This is a genomic window from Microbispora sp. KK1-11, from assembly GCF_006874435.1.
GTDB classification, from domain to species: domain Bacteria; phylum Actinomycetota; class Actinomycetes; order Streptosporangiales; family Streptosporangiaceae; genus Microbispora; species Microbispora catharanthi.
In genome coordinates, this window is sequence record NZ_VIRJ01000013.1 from 60645 (window position 1) to 75911 (window position 15267).

Sequence of the window (15267 nt, forward strand, 5' to 3'; positions counted from 1 at the left end):
TCCGGGGAGGACATCATGATCGCCGAATCGCGTCTGCGCAGGGTGGGGGTGGTGCTGGCCGGCGGAGTCGGTCAGCGCGTGGGCCTCAACACCCCGAAACAGCTTCTGAAGATCGCCGGGAAGACGATTCTGGAGCACACCCTCGACGTGTTCGACGGCCACCCGGAGATCGACGAGGTCGTCGTCCTGATGGCCCCCGGCTTCGTCGTCGAGGCCGAGGAGCTCGTCAGGAGGAACGGCTACACCAAGGTCGGCCGGGTGCTCGAAGGAGGCGCGAGCCGCACCGAGACGACCTGGCGGGCGCTGTGCGCGCTCGGCGAGCAGGAGTGCGACGTGCTGCTGCACGACGCCGTACGGCCGCTGATCGAGCCCCGCATCATCAGCGAGTGCGTGGCCGCGCTCGAACGCTACGAGGCGGTCGAGGTGGCGATCCCCTCCTCCGACACGATCGTGGTGGCCGCTCCCGGCCCGCGAGGCGAGATCATCCGCGACATCCCCGACCGTTCCCGGCTGCGCCGGGGGCAGACCCCGCAGTGCTTCCGGCTGTCGGTGATCCGGGCGGCGTACGAGCGGGCCCTGGCCGACCCGGAGTTCCCCTCGCTGCCCACGACGGACGACTGCGGCGTCGTGCTGCGCTACCTGCCCGACGTGCCGATCTACATCGTGCCCGGCAGCGAACACAACATGAAGGTCACCCATCCGGTCGACGTCTTCATCGCCGACAAGCTCTTCCAGCTCGCCGAGAACACGGCGCCCGCGCTGGACGAGGAGGCCTACCGGGCCGGGCTCGAGGGCCGCACGCTCGTGGTCTTCGGCGGCAGCTACGGCATCGGCGCGGACATCGTCGCGCTGGCCGGCAGATACGGCGCGAGCGTCCACTCGTTCTCCCGCAGCCAGAACGGCGTGCGCGTCGAGGACGTCGCCGCCGTGGAGGACGCGCTCGCCCGGGTGTACGCCGAGACCGGCCGGATCGACTACGTGGTCAACACGGCGGGCGTGCTGCACATGGGCAAGCTCGGCGAGGCCGGGCAGCACACGATCGAGGAGACCATCGGCGTCAACTACCTCGGACCGGTCAACATCGCCCGCGCCTCCGTGAAGTACCTGATGGAGACCCGCGGCCACCTGCTCCTCTACACCTCCTCGTCCTACACCCGCGGCCGGGCCGACTACAGCCTCTACTCCTCCACGAAGGCCGCCGTCGTCAACCTCACCCAGGCGCTCGCCGACGAGTGGGCCTGCCAGGGTGTCCGCGTCAACTGCGTCAACCCCGAGCGCACCGCCACCCCCATGCGGCTGCGCGCGTTCGGCGAGGAACCCGCCGGAACGCTTCTCTCCCCCACCGCCGTCGCCCGCACCAGCATCGACGTGCTGCTGTCCCGCCTCACGGGACAGGTCGTGGACGTACGGCTCAGCCGATGAACGCAACCAGCACGTCGCGATGGCACCCGCGACTACACGGAGGGACGGGCGCTCGCCCATGGGGGGAAACATCAAGGGGCGCAGCGCCCCGAACACACTGGTCGCACTGGCCCGGCGGCCGGCCCTGAGAAACCTGGCCGGTGGGCGCAGGGGCGCGTTCACCGCGCTCACGCTCGCGTCGTACCCGGCCCTGCTCGCGGCCGCCGTGTGGCCGCTGCCCGCGACCTTCGCGGTGCTCGTGCCGCTGTCGTACGCCGCGGAGGCCGCGCTGCCCGGCCGGGCGGCGGGGGCGCTGAGCCGGGCCCACCTCGGGGCCACGGTCCGCTTCCTGTCGCGTGAGACGGCCGCCGTCGTGCTGCTGGCGCGGCTGGCTCCGGGCCGGCCACTGTGGTTCGCGGCGCTCGCGGCCGGGCTGTTCCTGTTCCACGGCCTGCGGGCCGTGCAGACGTGGCTCGCCGAGCACGTCGACCGCCGGCACAACCAGATGCCGGTGGTGACCCGCAACATCGAGCTGCCCGCGCTGCGGATCCCGCCCGCGCCGCCCCGCGCGCTGCTCACCTGGCGGGGCGCCCGGCTGCTCCACCTCGACGCGCTCGCGGTCGTGCCCGCGGCGGCGACGGCGCCCCTGGGCCTGGGCTGGACGGGCGTGGCGGGCGCCGTCGCGGCCCTGGTGCTGGAGATCACCGCCGTGGTCGCGCTGCTGGCCCACGCGAGGCGGGCCAGGCACCTGGGCGACCGGCGGCGGGTCCTCGCCGCCGTGGACGACTGGGTCGCGGCCTACCGGCCCGAGGTCGTCATGTACTTCTCGGGGCCGGTCACGGCGGTCTACCAGGCCACCATGTGGCTCGGCACGCTGGAGCGGATCACACCGAGGACGCTGGTGGTGCTGCGTGACCGGCCGCTGGCCACCGCCCTCGGCACGACGACGCTGCCGGTGGTGTGCATCCCCTCGTCGGTCGACCTCATGAACTTCCGCGCGCTCGACGGCGTGCGGGTCGCGCTGTTCCCCGCCAACGTCGGCAACAACATCCACATGCTCCGGGTGCCGGGCGTGCGGAGCGTGTTCATCGGCCACGGCGACAGCGACAAGGAGGCGTCCTTCAACCCGTACACGAAGGTGTACGACGAGGTCTGGGTGGCCGGGCCCGCCGGGCGGGACCGCTACCTGCGCGCCCAGGTGGGCGTGCGGGACGAGGCCGTCGAGGAGGTCGGCCGCCCCCAGCTCGCCGAGGTGTCGCGCACCAGCCCGTACGCCGAGGGGGCGGCGCCGCACCGGACCGTCCTGTACGCGCCGACATGGGAGGGGTGGAGCGACGACCTGTTCCACAGCTCGCTCGTCGCCATGGGACCCGCGATCGTGCGCGCCCTGCTCGACCGACGGGTGCGGGTGATCTACAAGCCCCACCCGCTCACCGGTCACCGCTCGCCGGCGGCCAGGGCGGCGCACCGCAAGATCACGGCCCTGCTGCAGGAGAGCGCGGGGATGTCCCACGTCGTCGTGACCGGCCGGAAGCCGTCGCTGTACGAGTGCTTCAACGAGGCCGACGTGCTGGTCTCCGACATCTCCAGCGTGGTGTCGGACTTCGTGGCCAGCGGCAAGCCGTACGTCGTGGCCAACGTGGCGGGCCTTCCCGCGGACCGGTTCCGCGAGCGCTACCCGGCCGCGGGGGCGGCGTACCTGCTGGGGCCAGACCTGGCGGAGCTTCCCGACATCCTGCGCCGCCTCGACGTGCCCGGAGAGGACGACATGGCCGCGGCCCGGCGGGCCCTGCGCGCCTACCTGCTCGGCGCCGACCACCCCGATCCGCTGGCCCGCTTCGAGGAGGCCGTACGGCGTGCCGCCGCCCGCGCCGAGGCCCGCGCCCGCTCCCTCGGCCTCGAAGCCCTCGCCCCTTCCGCCCGTGACTGAACACGCCGAGGAGAGCCCTATGGATGCCGCCGAAGCACCGCCCAGGCCTGCTCTGGCGCCGGTGCCCGGCCGGCCGCTGCCCAGAACCCCGCGCGAACTGTTCGATGCGCTGCCTCCGCTGCCCGGCCTGCGGACAGAGGTGATCGACGGACGGCTCGTCACCCGCCTACGGGACGCTCCCGAACACGCGTCGGCGGCGATGCGGTTGTTCGAGGCACTCCTGCCGCTCATGGACGGCCGTGGCTGTCAGGGATGGGCGGGAAACGTGGGCGTGTGCCTCGACGGGACCAACGAGCCGGTGGTGCCGGATCTCGTGCTCGCCCCGGGAGGTTGTCCTCTTTGGGAGGAGCGTGAGCTGCTCTCCTCGGGGCTGCTGCTGGTGGCCGAGGTGGTCTCGAAGGGGAGCGCGGAGGACGACCGCCTCAAGAAGCCGGCGATCTACGCCGGGGGCGGGGTCCCGGTGATGCTCCTCGTGGACCCGCTGACGAGGCCCGCGTCGGTCACGGTCTACAGCGACCCCAAGGAGGGCCGGTATCAGGTGACCTCGACGGTGCCGTTCGGGCGGGAGATCCACGTCCCCCACCCGATCGGCTTCACGCTGGACACCTCAGTCTTCGAAGAGGTCCTCTAACCTCGCCCGTTCGGGCTTGGGACGGGGCTTGCTGAGCTTCGGAGGGCTGGTCAGGAAGCCCGTCCCCCACGAGACGTGCATGGTGGCGTACACCACCGGCAGGCGTACGAGCGCGGCGCCGGGCAGCCCGCGACCGGTGAGGACCGAGCCCGCGAGGATCGCCACGAGATAGCCCCCGGGGATGATCAGGCCCGGCCAGAAGAAGGGCGAGACCACCAGGCCCAGCGCCATCGCCGCCACGGCGGCGGGCGGGGCGAGGTAGCGCAGGTTGATCGTGCCCTGGTGGGTGCGGGAGACGACCCGCCGCCAGCGGCCGTAGTGGAAGTACTGCTTGGCCAGGGCGCGCACGTTGGGCCGGGGACGGTAGGTGACGCGCATCCTCGGCTGGAACCACACCAGCCCGCCGGTCTCCCGGATGCGGTGGTTCATCTCCCAGTCCTGCGCGCGCAGGAAGTGCTCGTCGTAGCCGCCCACCCGGTCGAGGGCGCTGCGGCGGAAGACGCCCAGGTAGACGGTGTCGGCCGGGCCCGCCTCCCCACCCGTGTGGAACCGCGCGTTGCCCACGCCGATCTTCGAGGTCATGGCGCAGGCCACCGCCTGCTCGAACGGCGTGATCCCCTCGGCGGCCATGATGCCGCCGACGTTGTCGGCGCCGGTCTGCTCCAGCGTCTCCACGGCCGTACGGAGGTAGTCGCGGGGCAGGATGGCGTGCCCGTCGACCCGCGCGATGATGGGGTTGCGGGACGCCGCGATGGCGGCGTTCAGCGCGTTGGGGGTGCGGCCCGTGGGGTTGGGCACGACGACGACACGGCGGTCCTCGGCCGCGATGGCGTCCGCGACCTCCTGCGTGCGGTCATGGGAGGGGCCCACGCTGATGACGACCTCGAGAGGGCCCTCGTAGTCCTGTTCGAGGACCTGCCGTACAGCGTCGCGCAGGTGCCGCTCCTCGTTGAGCACCGGCATGATCACCGAAACCGGCGGCCAGGGCCGCGCGGGATTCTGGCTCGACTGTCGCGAGTCGGGAAAGGGCTTCATGGCGGCGCTCACGCTACTGTACGGAGGGGTGGAGACGGCAACCGGAGGACGGGAATGCCCGGCGACCATGAGGAGGACTCCGGCGTCCGCGTAGGGGGCGACGGGTACGGCGGGGTGAGGCTGACGGCGCAACGCGTCCGCCGGCGGAGGACGAACCTCCGATCCCTGGTCATTTCGGGCTCGCTGTCCGGAGTCGTGCTGATCGGCTCGGGCGTCGCGTGGCTGGCGCCGAACTACGCGCTCAACCGGATCCACTCGGTGGACGCCGGAACGAGCCAGGCCGAATCCACGGGCGCGATGAACATCCTGCTGGTGGGCGTGGACAAGCGCGACAACCTGACCAAGCGCCAGCAGAACCAGCTCCATCTCGGCCGCGACGTCGGGCAGCGCACCGACACGATGATGGTGATCCACCTGTCGGAGGACCACCGCAGGGTGACCGTGGTCAGCCTGCCGCGGGACACGTGGACGACGATCCCCGGCCAGGGCGAGCACAAGATCAACTCGGCGTACCAGTTCGGCGGCGCCAAGCTGGCCGTGAAGACGGTGGAGCAGGCGACGGGCCTGAGCATCAACCACTACGTCGAGGTCAACGTGCTCGGGTTCATCGACGTGGTGGAGTCGCTGGGCGGCGTCACCGTCTGCACGCCGGTGCCCATCGACGACCCGAAGACCAAGCTGAACCTGCAGCCGGGGACGTACACGCTGGACGGCGTCAACGCGCTCGCGTACGCCCGCACGAGGGCCACCGCGCGCTCCGACCTCGACCGGATCGACCGGCAGCAGCAGGTCGTCTCCGCACTGCTCGGCAAGGCGCTCAGCGGTGGCACGCTGGCCAACCCGGCCAAGCTCGCCGGATTCCTCGACTCCACGTTCAAGACGCTCACCGTGGACGCGGCCCTGCAGAAGGACCTGCTCGGCATGGTGAACCAGTTCAAGGACGTCTCGACCGACGACGTCTCGTTCGCGACCGTGCCGCTGGCCGACGTGAACTACCACACGCCCACGGGCGAGTCCGCGGTGCTGTGGGACAAGGCGTCCGCCCGTGACCTGTTCCAGCGGATCGACGCCGACCAGCCCCTCGTCAAGCCGTCCGCCAAGGCCTCGGCGTCTCCTTCGGGCGGCCCCGCGGCGTCGGCGAGCGCCTCCCCCTCGGCAGGGCCCACGGCCTCTCCCACGGCGCTGACGATCCCGCCGGGCCGCATCTCGGTCAAGGTGCTCAACGGCACGCTCGTCACCGGCCTGGGCGCGACCACGAAGGCCCGCCTCGTCGAGGCCGGGTTCATGGTGCCGTCGGCCCCGGGCGACACGGCCCGCCGCGACTTCGTCACCACGGTCATCCGCTACCCGCCCGGCCGCGAGGACTCGGCGCGTACGGTGGCCGCCGCCATCCCGGGGGCCGAGTTGCGCGAGCAACCCGACGTGACCGGCATCGAGGTCGTCGTGGGCCAGAAGAACCACGACGTGAAGAAGGTGACGGTGGCCGCGCCGGAGGGCTCCGCCACGCCGGCGACGCCCACGCCGCAGGCGACCCCCTCCGCCCGCACCGCCACGCAGAACATCTGCAAGAAGTGACCGCCCCGGCCCGCGGCGGCCTCGGACCCCGCGGCTACCGAGCTCCGGCCCTGATCGCGTCGCGGACCGCGTCGAGGAGCGTGGCGGCCCTCCGGTCCGGTACGCCTTCCCGGATGTGGTTCATGACGTAGCCGAAGGCCAGGCCGGTCTCCGGGTCGGCGAAGCCGAGCGAGCCGCCGTAGCCGGGGAATCCGAAGGCGGTCGGGCTGTGCCAGAAGGCGTCGGGTGTCGGCAGGCCGAAACCGGTGGCGATCCGGACGGGCACGCGCAGGACGCGGTCCACACCGCTCACCTGCTCGGCGGTCGCCGCCGTCAGAGTCGCGGGTGAGAGGACGCGATGCCCGTCGACCTCGCCGATGAGCGCGGCGTAGAAGCGGGCCAGCGCGCGGGCGGTGCAGATGCCGTTGGTGGACGGCATCTCCGCGAGCTGCTCGGCGGGGTCGTCGTGGTTCAGCATCGGCGTGACGACGGTCATCGCCCGCATCGTCAGCGACGTGGGATCGGCGTAGGCCCTCATCACCTCGCGCGCGGGCTCGGGCAGGGCGTCCAGATCGATCCCGGCCAACGCGCCGAGGTCGATCGGGGCGGCGACGATCCGGCTGACCCGGTCCTGCTCGGATTCCGGCAGCCCGATCCACAGGTCCAGGCCGAGCGGTGCCGCGATCTCCTCGGCGAGGAACGTGCCGAGACTGCGGCCGGTCACCCGGCGGACGACTTCGCCGACCAGCCAGCCGTACGTGTGGGCGTGGTAGCCGTGATCGGTGCCCGGCTCCCAGAACGGCCGCTGGGCGGCCAGTGCGGTCACCATGGGGTCCCAGGCGATCGCCTCCGCCGGAGTGATCGGGTGATCGAGCGCGGGCAGCCCGGCCTGATGGGTGAGCAGCCAGCGGACCGGGATCCGGTCCTTTCCGCATGCCGCGAACTCCGGCCAGTAGTCGGCGACGGGTGCGTCCAGGTCCAGTTCGCCGCGCTCGGCGAGCAGGTGCGCGCAGGCGGCGGTGACGCCCTTGGTGGTGGAGAACACCACCTGCAGGGTGTCGCGCTCCCAGGGGCGGCCGGTCCCGGGGTCGGCGATCCCGCCCCACAGGTCGACGACCTTCCGGCCGTGCAGGTAGACGGCGACAGCGGCGCCCACTTCCTGTCCGCCGGCCAGGTTGGCCGCGAACGCCTCACGTACCGCTTCGAATCCGGGTGCGGTCTCGCCGCCGATTTCGGGCATGCGTCATCGCCTTCGTGATGGGATTGATCGGGGGGAGTGCTATCTCCGCCAGTGCCCGATGAGCCAGGCGCAGATTTCCGGCTCGGTCATCTCGGGAAACTCTTCGGACAACGTGACGAGCGCGCGCAGCGCTTCGTCCCGGTCCATGCCTCGCGCCGCCGCTTCTTTCAGGTATTCCTGTCGTGCGGCGGTAGGACGTCCGCCGCCGGCGCCACGGCCCGGCAGGCCGTTGCGCCACTCGATGATCTCCGCCAGGCGGTCAGGCCGCCAGCCGGGCGTGCCGTCGACCTCGACATCGGGCTCGGGGAACGGGTGCTCCGAATCGCCTGGATAGCGGGAGCGCCACTTGTGCACCGCGTGCCTGCTCACGCCCAGCGCCTCGCCGACGCCGACGACGCCGAGGTAGCGCTCGGTCATGGTGCACCAACTCTGTCTGTACGGCCTCCTCCGCGGTTCTCATTACTACCACGCCCATGACGACGGACTAACTTCGTCCCTTACAGAGACGAAGTTAGACCAGGAGGCGGAACTCGTCAACAGGGGTTTCCCCTGATCGGAGGTCACGCGAAGGAGACGATCTCCGTCTCACCTGCGAGAGGGGCGCTGCATCGGCGGGGGCTCCCCCGGCAGGCGGAGCGTGCGGTGGACCATCTGATGCAGGTAACTGCGGAAGCGCCACAGCGCGCCGGGATGGTCGTGGTCGTAGCGGCGGCCCGACCGGTCGTAGACGCCGCTCTGCACGAAGCTGTGCACGCACCAGATCACCGAGTTGATGGTGTAGTCCACGTCCACGTCCGGGGCGGTCACCAGGGGAGTGATGGTGTCGATCACGAACTGCGCCGCCGGCGCGGCGTACATCGGCTCCAGCTCGGGGATGTCGGTGGCGTCGGAGAGCCACCTGTGGGTGTAGAGCGCCGGATACTCCGGCTGGCGGCAGCAGAAGTCGACGTATAGGTCGAGGAGCCGGTGCAGGGCGACGATCTTCTGCTCGGGCGGGGCACCGACGATGTCCTTGATCCCTTTTTCCAGGACGGCGTTGTGCGCGCTGTTCATGCGGTCCATGACCTCGAGGTAGATCTCCCGCTTGTCGCCGAACTGCCGCCTGACGTAGGCCACATCCGCGCCCGCGGCGTCGGCGATCTGCCGCATGTCCGTGCCGTCGTAACCCAGCCCGGCGAACAGGCGGGTCGCCACCTGGAGAACGCGGTCGGACAGGCCCCCGTCGCCCGTACCCGTCATGCGGTAGTCGGTTCCCGCCTGGTTCCCCCCTAATCACGCACTTGCCCCCGGTAGGCGCGATCCGGAACTGTTCCGGACGCTCGCCGACCTTGTGTGGGTTCGCGACGGGCAGGGATCTTCATGGGGATCCCGACGCCTATGGAGGTCCCCTCGTGCACCGATCATGCGGTTGGACGCGTACGTCCGCCCCCTCGGGCTTGCGGAGGGCGGATTGAGCCTCCGGTTCGGGGTGCTGGGCCCGGTCGAGGTCAGGAGGAACGGCAGGCCGGTCCCACTCGGCTCGCCCAAGCAGCGCGCCCTGCTGACCGCGCTGCTGCTCGAACCCAACCGGGTCGTGTCGATCGACCGGCTGGTCACGGCCGTGTGGGACGAGGAGCCGCCGCGCTCCGCCGTCGCCAACGTCCGCACCTACGTCAACCGGCTGCGGGGCACGCTCGGCGAAGGCGACCGGCTGGCGGCCCGGCCGCCCGGCTACGTCCTCACCGTGCACGCCGGCGAGCTCGACGTGACCGAGTTCGCCGATGCCCTGCGGCAGGGCAGGAAGGCCCTGTCCGCCGGGCGGGCGGAGGCGGCGCTTCGGCACCTGTCGGCGGCCCTCACCCGGTGGCGGGGCGCGCCGGCCGAGGACGTGCCCAGGTCGGCGGCGCTCGGCCCGCGCCTGGACGCGCTCGCCGAGCAGCGCTGCCTGGCTCTGGAGGCACAGGCCGAGGCCCGGCTCATGCTGGGCGAGCACGCCGACGCGGTGCCGGAGCTCCGTGAGACGGTGGCCGCTCATCCCACCAGGGAGCGGCTGTGGGGCAGCCTCATGCTCGCGTTGTATCGCACCGGCGACTCCGCGGCCGCGCTGTCCGCCTATGGGCAGGCGCGCACGTTCCTGGCGGAGGAACTGGGCGTCGAGCCCGGGCCGGAGCTGGCCGAGCTGCACCGGAGCATACTCAACCGGGACCCCGCGCTCTGCGCGGTTCCTCTGCTCCCCGCCCCCGGCCCCTCCCGCCCGGCGCCCCCGCAGGAAGCAGGGCCGGAAGCAGGGCCGGAAGCGGGGCCGAAGGCGGCGCCGACGCCGGTCACGGGTCCCGGAAGTCTCGTGAGTCTCGTGGGCCGGGACCTGGAGCTGGATGAGCTCGTGGCCGCGATCGCCGCCTCTCCCCCGCGGCCCGTCGCCGTTCACGGCCCCGCGGGGGTGGGCAAGTCGGCCCTGGCCCTGCATGCCGTCCGGATGGCGGCGCCGGATTTCCCCGGCGGCGTGCTCCACGTCGATCTGCGGTCCCTTCCCCGGCCCGGCGCGTACGAGACGCTGGCGCGGCTGCTGAGCCTGCTGGGGCCGGCGGGCGAGCAGATCGCTCCGGACCTCGACGACGCGGTGCTCCAGTTCAGGACCGCCACGACCGACAGGCGCGTGCTCGTCCTCCTCGACAACGTGACCGACGAGGGGCAATTGCGTTCTCTGATCGGCGCCTGCCCGGACTGCCGGTTCGTCATCACCAGCAGGAGGGTGCTCGCGGCGCTCGACGATGTCGACCATCTGCCGCTCGCTCCCCTGACGGACGATGCGGCGTACGAGCTGCTGTCCCGGCTCTGCGGCCGGGACCGGCTCGATCCCGAGCAGGTGAGGAGGGTGGCCCGGCTCTGCGACAACCTGCCGCTCGCGCTGCGGATCGCGGGCAAGCGACTGGCGGTCAGGCAGGAGTGGACGCTGGCGGCGTTCGCCGACATGCTGGCCGACGAGGAGCACCGGCTCGACCTCCTGACCTGCGGTGACCTTTCCGTGCGGAGCGCCCTCGACCTCGACTACCAGGCCCTGCGGCAGTGCGGGGGGACGGCGGACGGCAGCGCGCTCGCCCTGTTCCACCGCCTCGGCGAGCGAGGGATGGCCGACTGCGGGTCGGCGACCGCGGCAGGGCTCCTCGGGTGCGACCGGCGCACGGCGTGGGCGGCGCTCGGCAGGCTGGCCGATCTCCGCCTGATGAAGTCGGTCGCTCCCGACCACTACCGGATGAACGACCTCACCCGCCTGTACGCCATGGAGATCGCCAGAACCGCGGGAAAACACGAGAGCGGGAATTCGGCGGTATTGATTTAGGGTGGCGACGCGAGAGCGGAGCGCCCTTTGCGTAAACAGGGCGCTCCGCTGTACCCGTTCAGCAGGTGTATTGCCACGGAGTGCAGTAGCCACTGGGGATGCCCGACCCGGTGCAGCAGTAGCGGCGGACGCAGGTCCCCGAGTACTCGTACCAGCAGTTGACCGCCTCCGCGCGGGTGGCCGGGACCAGCCGGGCGACCATCCGGTCCGCCAGCCGCTGAATCGTCCGTGTCATTCAGTTCCTCCTTCTGAAGGACTCCTTTTCGGTGACCGACATTAGGAGCGGCTTCGCTCACGGACGTACGACTCAGATACACGAATTCCTGTATCGGCTTCGCCTGGTTCACGCGTTCATCCGCCGGAGCACGACACCCGTGATCCTGCTTTCCGGGAGGAGCCCCCACTGCCGGGAGTCGGTGCTGCGCGACGGGTTGTCCCCGAGGACGAGCAGCCGCCCCGGCGGCACCCGGGCCTCTCCCAACGCCTCGAATCCCGGAGGGATCGGATCCCCTGCCACGGCCGCGGCCCGCTTGATCACCAGGTTCGTGCCGCCGCCGAGCGCGACGCCCTCCCCCGGGCCCACGCGGGAGATGACCACGATGTCCCCGCGCCGGACGCGCCGGCCGGGTCGGCCCTGTCGCAGCCTGCGTACGAGAACCCGGTCACCGGGCCGCAGACCGGGCGCCATGCTCTCCCCGTGCACCTCGACGACGCGCAGGGTCCGCCTGGCCGCCATCACGACGCCGCCTCCGAGCGCCGATGCGAGCAGGACGAGCAGGACGGGTGTCATCGCGCCCCCGAGAGCCGGTCGCGCGGGGCGCCGGCGTCCCGGTCCTCCCGCTGCCGGTATCCCTCCGCCTGCAGGGCGAACAGGTGGGCGTAGATCCCGCCGCACGCGAGCAGCCCAATGTGCGTGCCCTGCTCGGCGACCTGTCCGCCGTCGAGGACCACGATGTGGTCCGCGTCGCGCACGGCGCCGAGCCGATGGCTGATCAGCAGGCTCGTACGGCCGCGGCGGTGCTCCCGCAGGCCCTGATGGATCTCGTGCTCCGCCTCGGCGTCGAGGCCCGAGCTGGGCTCGTCCAGGATCAGCAGGTCCCGCTCGCCCCGCAGGTAGGCGCGGGCGAGGGCGAGCCGCTGCCACTGCCCGCCCGACAGGTGGACGCCCACGCCGCCGCCGTCCTCCGAGAGACCGTCCTCCGCGGTGCCGTTCTCGGCGGTGCCGTTCTCGGCGGTGCCGGCGAAGATGCGGGACAGCATGGTGTCGTACCCCCCGGGCAGGCCGCTCACGACGCCGTGCACGCCCGCCCGCCGCGCCGCCGCCTCGATCCTCCCCCGGTCGTCCAGCGCGGCGAGATCGCCCAGGCCGATGTTCTCGGCCGCGGTCATGTCGTACTCCATGTAGTCCTGGAACACCGCCCCGATCCGGGCGCGAAGCTCCGCCGGGTCCAGCTCTCTGAGATCGATCCCGTCCCACAGGACCGAGCCGCGTTCCGGGTCGTACATCCGGCACAGGAGCTTGACCACCGTGCTCTTGCCCGCGCCGTTCCTCCCGGCGAGCGCCACCGCGCTGCCGTACGGGATGGTCAGGCTGACGCCGCGCAGGGCCCAGGGATGGCCGGGCGAGTAGCGGAACCACACGTCCTTCAGCTCGATCCCCCGGCGCAGCGGGCCGGCCCGCCGGGGCCGGGCCGGGACCGGCAGGTCCGGCTCGGCGTCCAGGACGGCGAGGTAGTGGCCGAACAACAGCACCTGCTGATGCGCGGTGACGAGTTCGACGACGAGGCCGCTCGCCGCCGCCTGGACTCCGGCGACGGCGGCGACGAACAGCGCGACGTCGCCGACCCCGCCCGTGCCGTTCGCCGCGGAGACGAGAACCCACAGCAGGCCGCCCCCGGCCGCCAGCGCCGCCGTGGTCCCGGTGACGGCCTGGACGCCCAGCTCGCGCCGGTCGGTGCGGCTCCGCTCGGCGTTCGCGGCCCGCCGCTGGGCGTTCATCAGCCCGCGCAGGTGCGCCCCGATGCCGAAGAGCCTCAGCTCCTTGGCCGCCTGGACGTTGACGAGAAGCTCCCCGAAGAAGAACTCGCGGCGCTCGACCGGGCCGATGCCCCACAGCATCGCGGCACGCCGCCGGGACAGCCAGAGCTCCGCGGCCAGAGACGGCGCCGCGGCGCCGACCACGAGGGCGGCCATCCACGGGCTTATCGTCACGAGGGAGACGAGGAACCCGGCACCGGTCATCACCGTTCTGGCGGCGCCCAGGGCGGCGGAGACCACCATGCCCGGGGTCGCCCCGCCGTACTGCTGGGCCATGCGGATCCGGTCGAGGAACGCGGGGTCCTCGAACCTGGCGAGGCCGACGAACCGCTCGGTGGCCCTGAAGAGGCTGTCCTGGGCGACGAGCCCGATCCTGCGCCCGCTCTCGTCCCTTACGTACTGGACGATCTGCGGCCCGAGCGCCGTCAGCAGCCCGCACCCGGCGAGCACGGCGCCCAGCGCCGCCGTCACACCGGCCCCGGGCCGGCCGCCGGCGATCTCGTCGAGGACCAGCTTGGTGCACCAGGCGATCGTCACCGGCAGGACGGCCATGAGCATGCTGAGGACGGCGAAGGCGATGGTCAGCCCCCTGCTCGCCCGCCAGGCCATGCCGAGAGCGGTGACCACCCCCCGCGCTCCGGCGAGGCCCCGCACCCGCGCCGTCACGCGTGTACGGGAATCTTGTCGAGGTCCTCGAGAGTGGTCCCGCTGGCGACGACCCTTCCGCGCACGTCGACCAGGGCGAGGGACGGGAAGCCGTTCACCTGCAACGCCTTCGTGAGGCCGGTGCCGTACTCCTCGATCAGCACCAGGGCGACCGGCTCCAGCGTCCGCCGTTCGTCCGCCACCTCCTCCTCCGTACCGACGAGCACGGCGAGCACGTTGCCGCGTCCTCCGGGGAAGGATCGCGCGCGCTCGGCGAACTGCGGCAGGCGGTCGTGGCAGGCCGAGCAGCCGGGCGAGAAGACGCCGACGAGGACCGGCTCGGTCAGCGTCTCGTCGGAGACGTGGACGCCGTCGGTGCTCACCGCGGAGAAGCCGCCGATCATCGCCCCGGGTGGGAGCACGATCGACGGGGACACCACCGGCCTCTCCGACAGCATCTCCTCGTGCGCCCGCAACCGCCGGATCACCCCGACCGTCAGCACCAGGTCGATCAGGCACAGGACGCCGACGCCCAGGACGAGCGCTGTCAGAAACGGCATGAGGGACTACCTCCGTCAGGGTGAACTGGTGAAGAGACCGGCGATCTCGCCGATCGCGGAAAGCAGGACCGCCGCGGCTCCGGCCGCAAGGGCGACCCCGGCGACCCCGGCGAGCCCGGCCGCCCCGAGGCCCACGGGGACGACTCCGGTCCCGGCCTGGATCGCTCCGGCCGCCGCTGCCACGATGAGCACGGCGTTGCGCGCGAGATGACCGGGGCCCACCGGAACGGCGGAGGCGCCGAAGCAGCGGCAGGGAACCCGCCTGCCGCGCCCCAGGGCGACCACGATGGCCACGGTGAAGGCCACGAGCAGCCCGAGCGCGACGCAGAAGCCGGCGAGCATGGTGGGCGGCCAGGCCAGCAGCGGCGCGACGGCGACCTCGGCGGCGACGACGAGGACCGCGACGGGCCGGGCCGGCAGCCGCGTGAGGGCGCGAGTGGCCACCGTGAACTCCTCGTACGCCGCCCGCCCGCGCAGCTTGCTCATGGCGGACGTGAGGAAGACGATCCCCGTGAGCAGCCGGCAGAAGGCGAAGAGATAGGCCACGGGCGTCCTCATCCCCGGTCGGGCGGGCGGGTCGCCCATCACGCTAGGAACCGCCGCGGGACGCCGGATACACGACGGCTACACGCTCCGATGTATCGGGGACGAACGGAAGTGAACGGCCACAAGAATGCGCTGACCACTGCGCCGTAACTCCCGGCCCCACTGATACGTGGTCTGGTAGGAGGGCAGCACCGGCAGGCAGTAGACGCCTGTCACATTGTTCCGCCCGAGGCTGGTGGCGCGAATTCCCGCCCGGCGGATCGATCGGCCGCTTGAATCGTTCATCGGCAGGGCCGAAAACCTATGTCCCTGTAATGACGCGCCGCCTGCGGTCGTCATCAGCGGAATCACCTGGCCAAGGAATGGACC

The 15267-nt window shown here is 71.9% G+C and carries 14 protein-coding genes; 5 read left to right on the top strand and 9 right to left on the bottom strand.

What is annotated here, in order from left to right:
• Nucleotides 1-15: 15 nt before the first annotated feature.
• The 3 genes from FLW16_RS19835 to FLW16_RS19845 are packed head-to-tail and all read left to right on the top strand — an operon-like array spanning nt 16 to nt 3962.
• Entirely contained in the window at nt 16-1422 is a 1407-nt protein-coding gene (locus tag FLW16_RS19835; protein ID WP_142561596.1) for a bifunctional cytidylyltransferase/SDR family oxidoreductase, read from the top strand.
• A gap of 58 nt (nt 1423-1480) precedes the next feature.
• Nucleotides 1481-3331, top strand: a complete 1851-nt coding sequence (locus FLW16_RS19840) for a CDP-glycerol glycerophosphotransferase family protein (protein ID WP_142561597.1) — start codon at nt 1481-1483, stop codon at nt 3329-3331.
• Between the two features lie 19 nt (nt 3332-3350).
• Nucleotides 3351-3962 (top strand): Uma2 family endonuclease, encoded by a 612-nt coding sequence (locus FLW16_RS19845; protein ID WP_142561598.1) that lies wholly within the window; start codon nt 3351-3353, stop codon nt 3960-3962.
• Here the strand turns inward: FLW16_RS19845 and FLW16_RS19850 are convergent.
• Entirely contained in the window at nt 3939-4997 is a 1059-nt protein-coding gene (locus tag FLW16_RS19850) for a glycosyltransferase family 2 protein (RefSeq protein ID WP_142561599.1), read from the bottom strand. The two genes, FLW16_RS19845 and FLW16_RS19850, sit on opposite strands and share 24 nt — an antisense overlap.
• Before the next feature lie 54 nt (nt 4998-5051).
• Between FLW16_RS19850 and FLW16_RS19855 the strand changes: the two genes are divergently transcribed.
• The gene (locus FLW16_RS19855; protein ID WP_142561600.1) at nt 5052-6572 is read left to right on the top strand and encodes an LCP family protein; all 1521 of its coding nucleotides are present in this window, start codon (nt 5052-5054) and stop codon (nt 6570-6572) included.
• 34 nt (nt 6573-6606) lie between these two features.
• Here the strand turns inward: FLW16_RS19855 and FLW16_RS19860 are convergent, their stop codons facing one another.
• The 3 genes from FLW16_RS19860 to FLW16_RS19870 all read right to left on the bottom strand — a co-directional run bounded on the left by FLW16_RS19860 (nt 6607) and on the right by FLW16_RS19870 (nt 9030).
• Nucleotides 6607-7791 carry a serine hydrolase domain-containing protein gene (locus FLW16_RS19860; RefSeq protein ID WP_142561601.1) on the bottom strand — a complete coding sequence of 395 codons (1185 nt, stop codon included), beginning with the start codon at nt 7789-7791 and terminating at the stop codon, nt 6607-6609.
• 39 nt (nt 7792-7830) lie between these two features.
• Nucleotides 7831-8208, bottom strand: coding sequence for a hypothetical protein (locus FLW16_RS19865; protein ID WP_142561602.1), 378 nt, complete (start codon nt 8206-8208; stop codon nt 7831-7833).
• Nucleotides 8209-8376: 168 nt separating this feature from the next.
• Nucleotides 8377-9030 carry a TetR/AcrR family transcriptional regulator gene (locus tag FLW16_RS19870; RefSeq protein ID WP_142561603.1) on the bottom strand — a complete coding sequence of 218 codons (654 nt, stop codon included), beginning with the start codon at nt 9028-9030 and terminating at the stop codon, nt 8377-8379.
• Nucleotides 9031-9241: 211 nt separating this feature from the next.
• Between FLW16_RS19870 and FLW16_RS19875 the strand changes: the two genes are divergently transcribed.
• Entirely contained in the window at nt 9242-11110 is a 1869-nt protein-coding gene (locus tag FLW16_RS19875; RefSeq protein WP_185949503.1) for a BTAD domain-containing putative transcriptional regulator, read from the top strand.
• 58 nt (nt 11111-11168) lie between these two features.
• Here the strand turns inward: FLW16_RS19875 and FLW16_RS43810 are convergent, their stop codons facing one another.
• The 5 genes from FLW16_RS43810 to FLW16_RS19895 form a co-directional block, all read right to left on the bottom strand.
• The gene (locus tag FLW16_RS43810) at nt 11169-11345 is read right to left on the bottom strand and encodes a hypothetical protein (protein ID WP_156081009.1); all 177 of its coding nucleotides are present in this window, start codon (nt 11343-11345) and stop codon (nt 11169-11171) included.
• A gap of 108 nt (nt 11346-11453) precedes the next feature.
• Nucleotides 11454-11900, bottom strand: a complete 447-nt coding sequence (locus FLW16_RS19880; protein ID WP_142561605.1) for a S26 family signal peptidase — start codon at nt 11898-11900, stop codon at nt 11454-11456.
• A complete protein-coding gene (locus FLW16_RS19885; protein WP_260615403.1) occupies nt 11897-13813 on the bottom strand; it encodes an ABC transporter ATP-binding protein in 1917 nt (638 codons plus the stop codon). The genes FLW16_RS19880 and FLW16_RS19885 overlap by 4 nt, the downstream gene beginning before the upstream one ends.
• Nucleotides 13810-14352, bottom strand: a complete 543-nt coding sequence (locus tag FLW16_RS19890) for a hypothetical protein (RefSeq protein WP_142561606.1) — start codon at nt 14350-14352, stop codon at nt 13810-13812. The genes FLW16_RS19885 and FLW16_RS19890 overlap by 4 nt, the downstream gene beginning before the upstream one ends.
• Before the next feature lie 15 nt (nt 14353-14367).
• Nucleotides 14368-14898, bottom strand: a complete 531-nt coding sequence (locus FLW16_RS19895) for a MauE/DoxX family redox-associated membrane protein (RefSeq protein ID WP_185949504.1) — start codon at nt 14896-14898, stop codon at nt 14368-14370.
• Nucleotides 14899-15267: the final 369 nt, after the last annotated feature.

Bases quoted from the DNA above. Each gene is read 5' to 3' on its own strand.
- FLW16_RS19880 (WP_142561605.1), bottom strand. From the start codon at position 11,900: ATGACACCCGTCCTGCTCGTCCTGCTCGCATCGGCGCTCGGAGGCGGC.
- FLW16_RS19865 (WP_142561602.1), bottom strand. From the start codon at position 8,208: ATGACCGAGCGCTACCTCGGCGTCGTCGGCGTCGGCGAGGCGCTGGGC.
- FLW16_RS19845 (WP_142561598.1), top strand. From the start codon at position 3,351: ATGGATGCCGCCGAAGCACCGCCCAGGCCTGCTCTGGCGCCGGTGCCC.
- FLW16_RS19890 (WP_142561606.1), bottom strand. From the start codon at position 14,352: ATGCCGTTTCTGACAGCGCTCGTCCTGGGCGTCGGCGTCCTGTGCCTG.
- FLW16_RS19835 (WP_142561596.1), top strand. From the start codon at position 16: ATGATCGCCGAATCGCGTCTGCGCAGGGTGGGGGTGGTGCTGGCCGGC.
- FLW16_RS43810 (WP_156081009.1), bottom strand. From the start codon at position 11,345: ATGACACGGACGATTCAGCGGCTGGCGGACCGGATGGTCGCCCGGCTG.
- FLW16_RS19870 (WP_142561603.1), bottom strand. From the start codon at position 9,030: ATGACGGGTACGGGCGACGGGGGCCTGTCCGACCGCGTTCTCCAGGTG.
- FLW16_RS19840 (WP_142561597.1), top strand. From the start codon at position 1,481: ATGGGGGGAAACATCAAGGGGCGCAGCGCCCCGAACACACTGGTCGCA.
- FLW16_RS19850 (WP_142561599.1), bottom strand. From the start codon at position 4,997: ATGAAGCCCTTTCCCGACTCGCGACAGTCGAGCCAGAATCCCGCGCGG.
- FLW16_RS19855 (WP_142561600.1), top strand. From the start codon at position 5,052: ATGCCCGGCGACCATGAGGAGGACTCCGGCGTCCGCGTAGGGGGCGAC.
- FLW16_RS19860 (WP_142561601.1), bottom strand. From the start codon at position 7,791: ATGCCCGAAATCGGCGGCGAGACCGCACCCGGATTCGAAGCGGTACGT.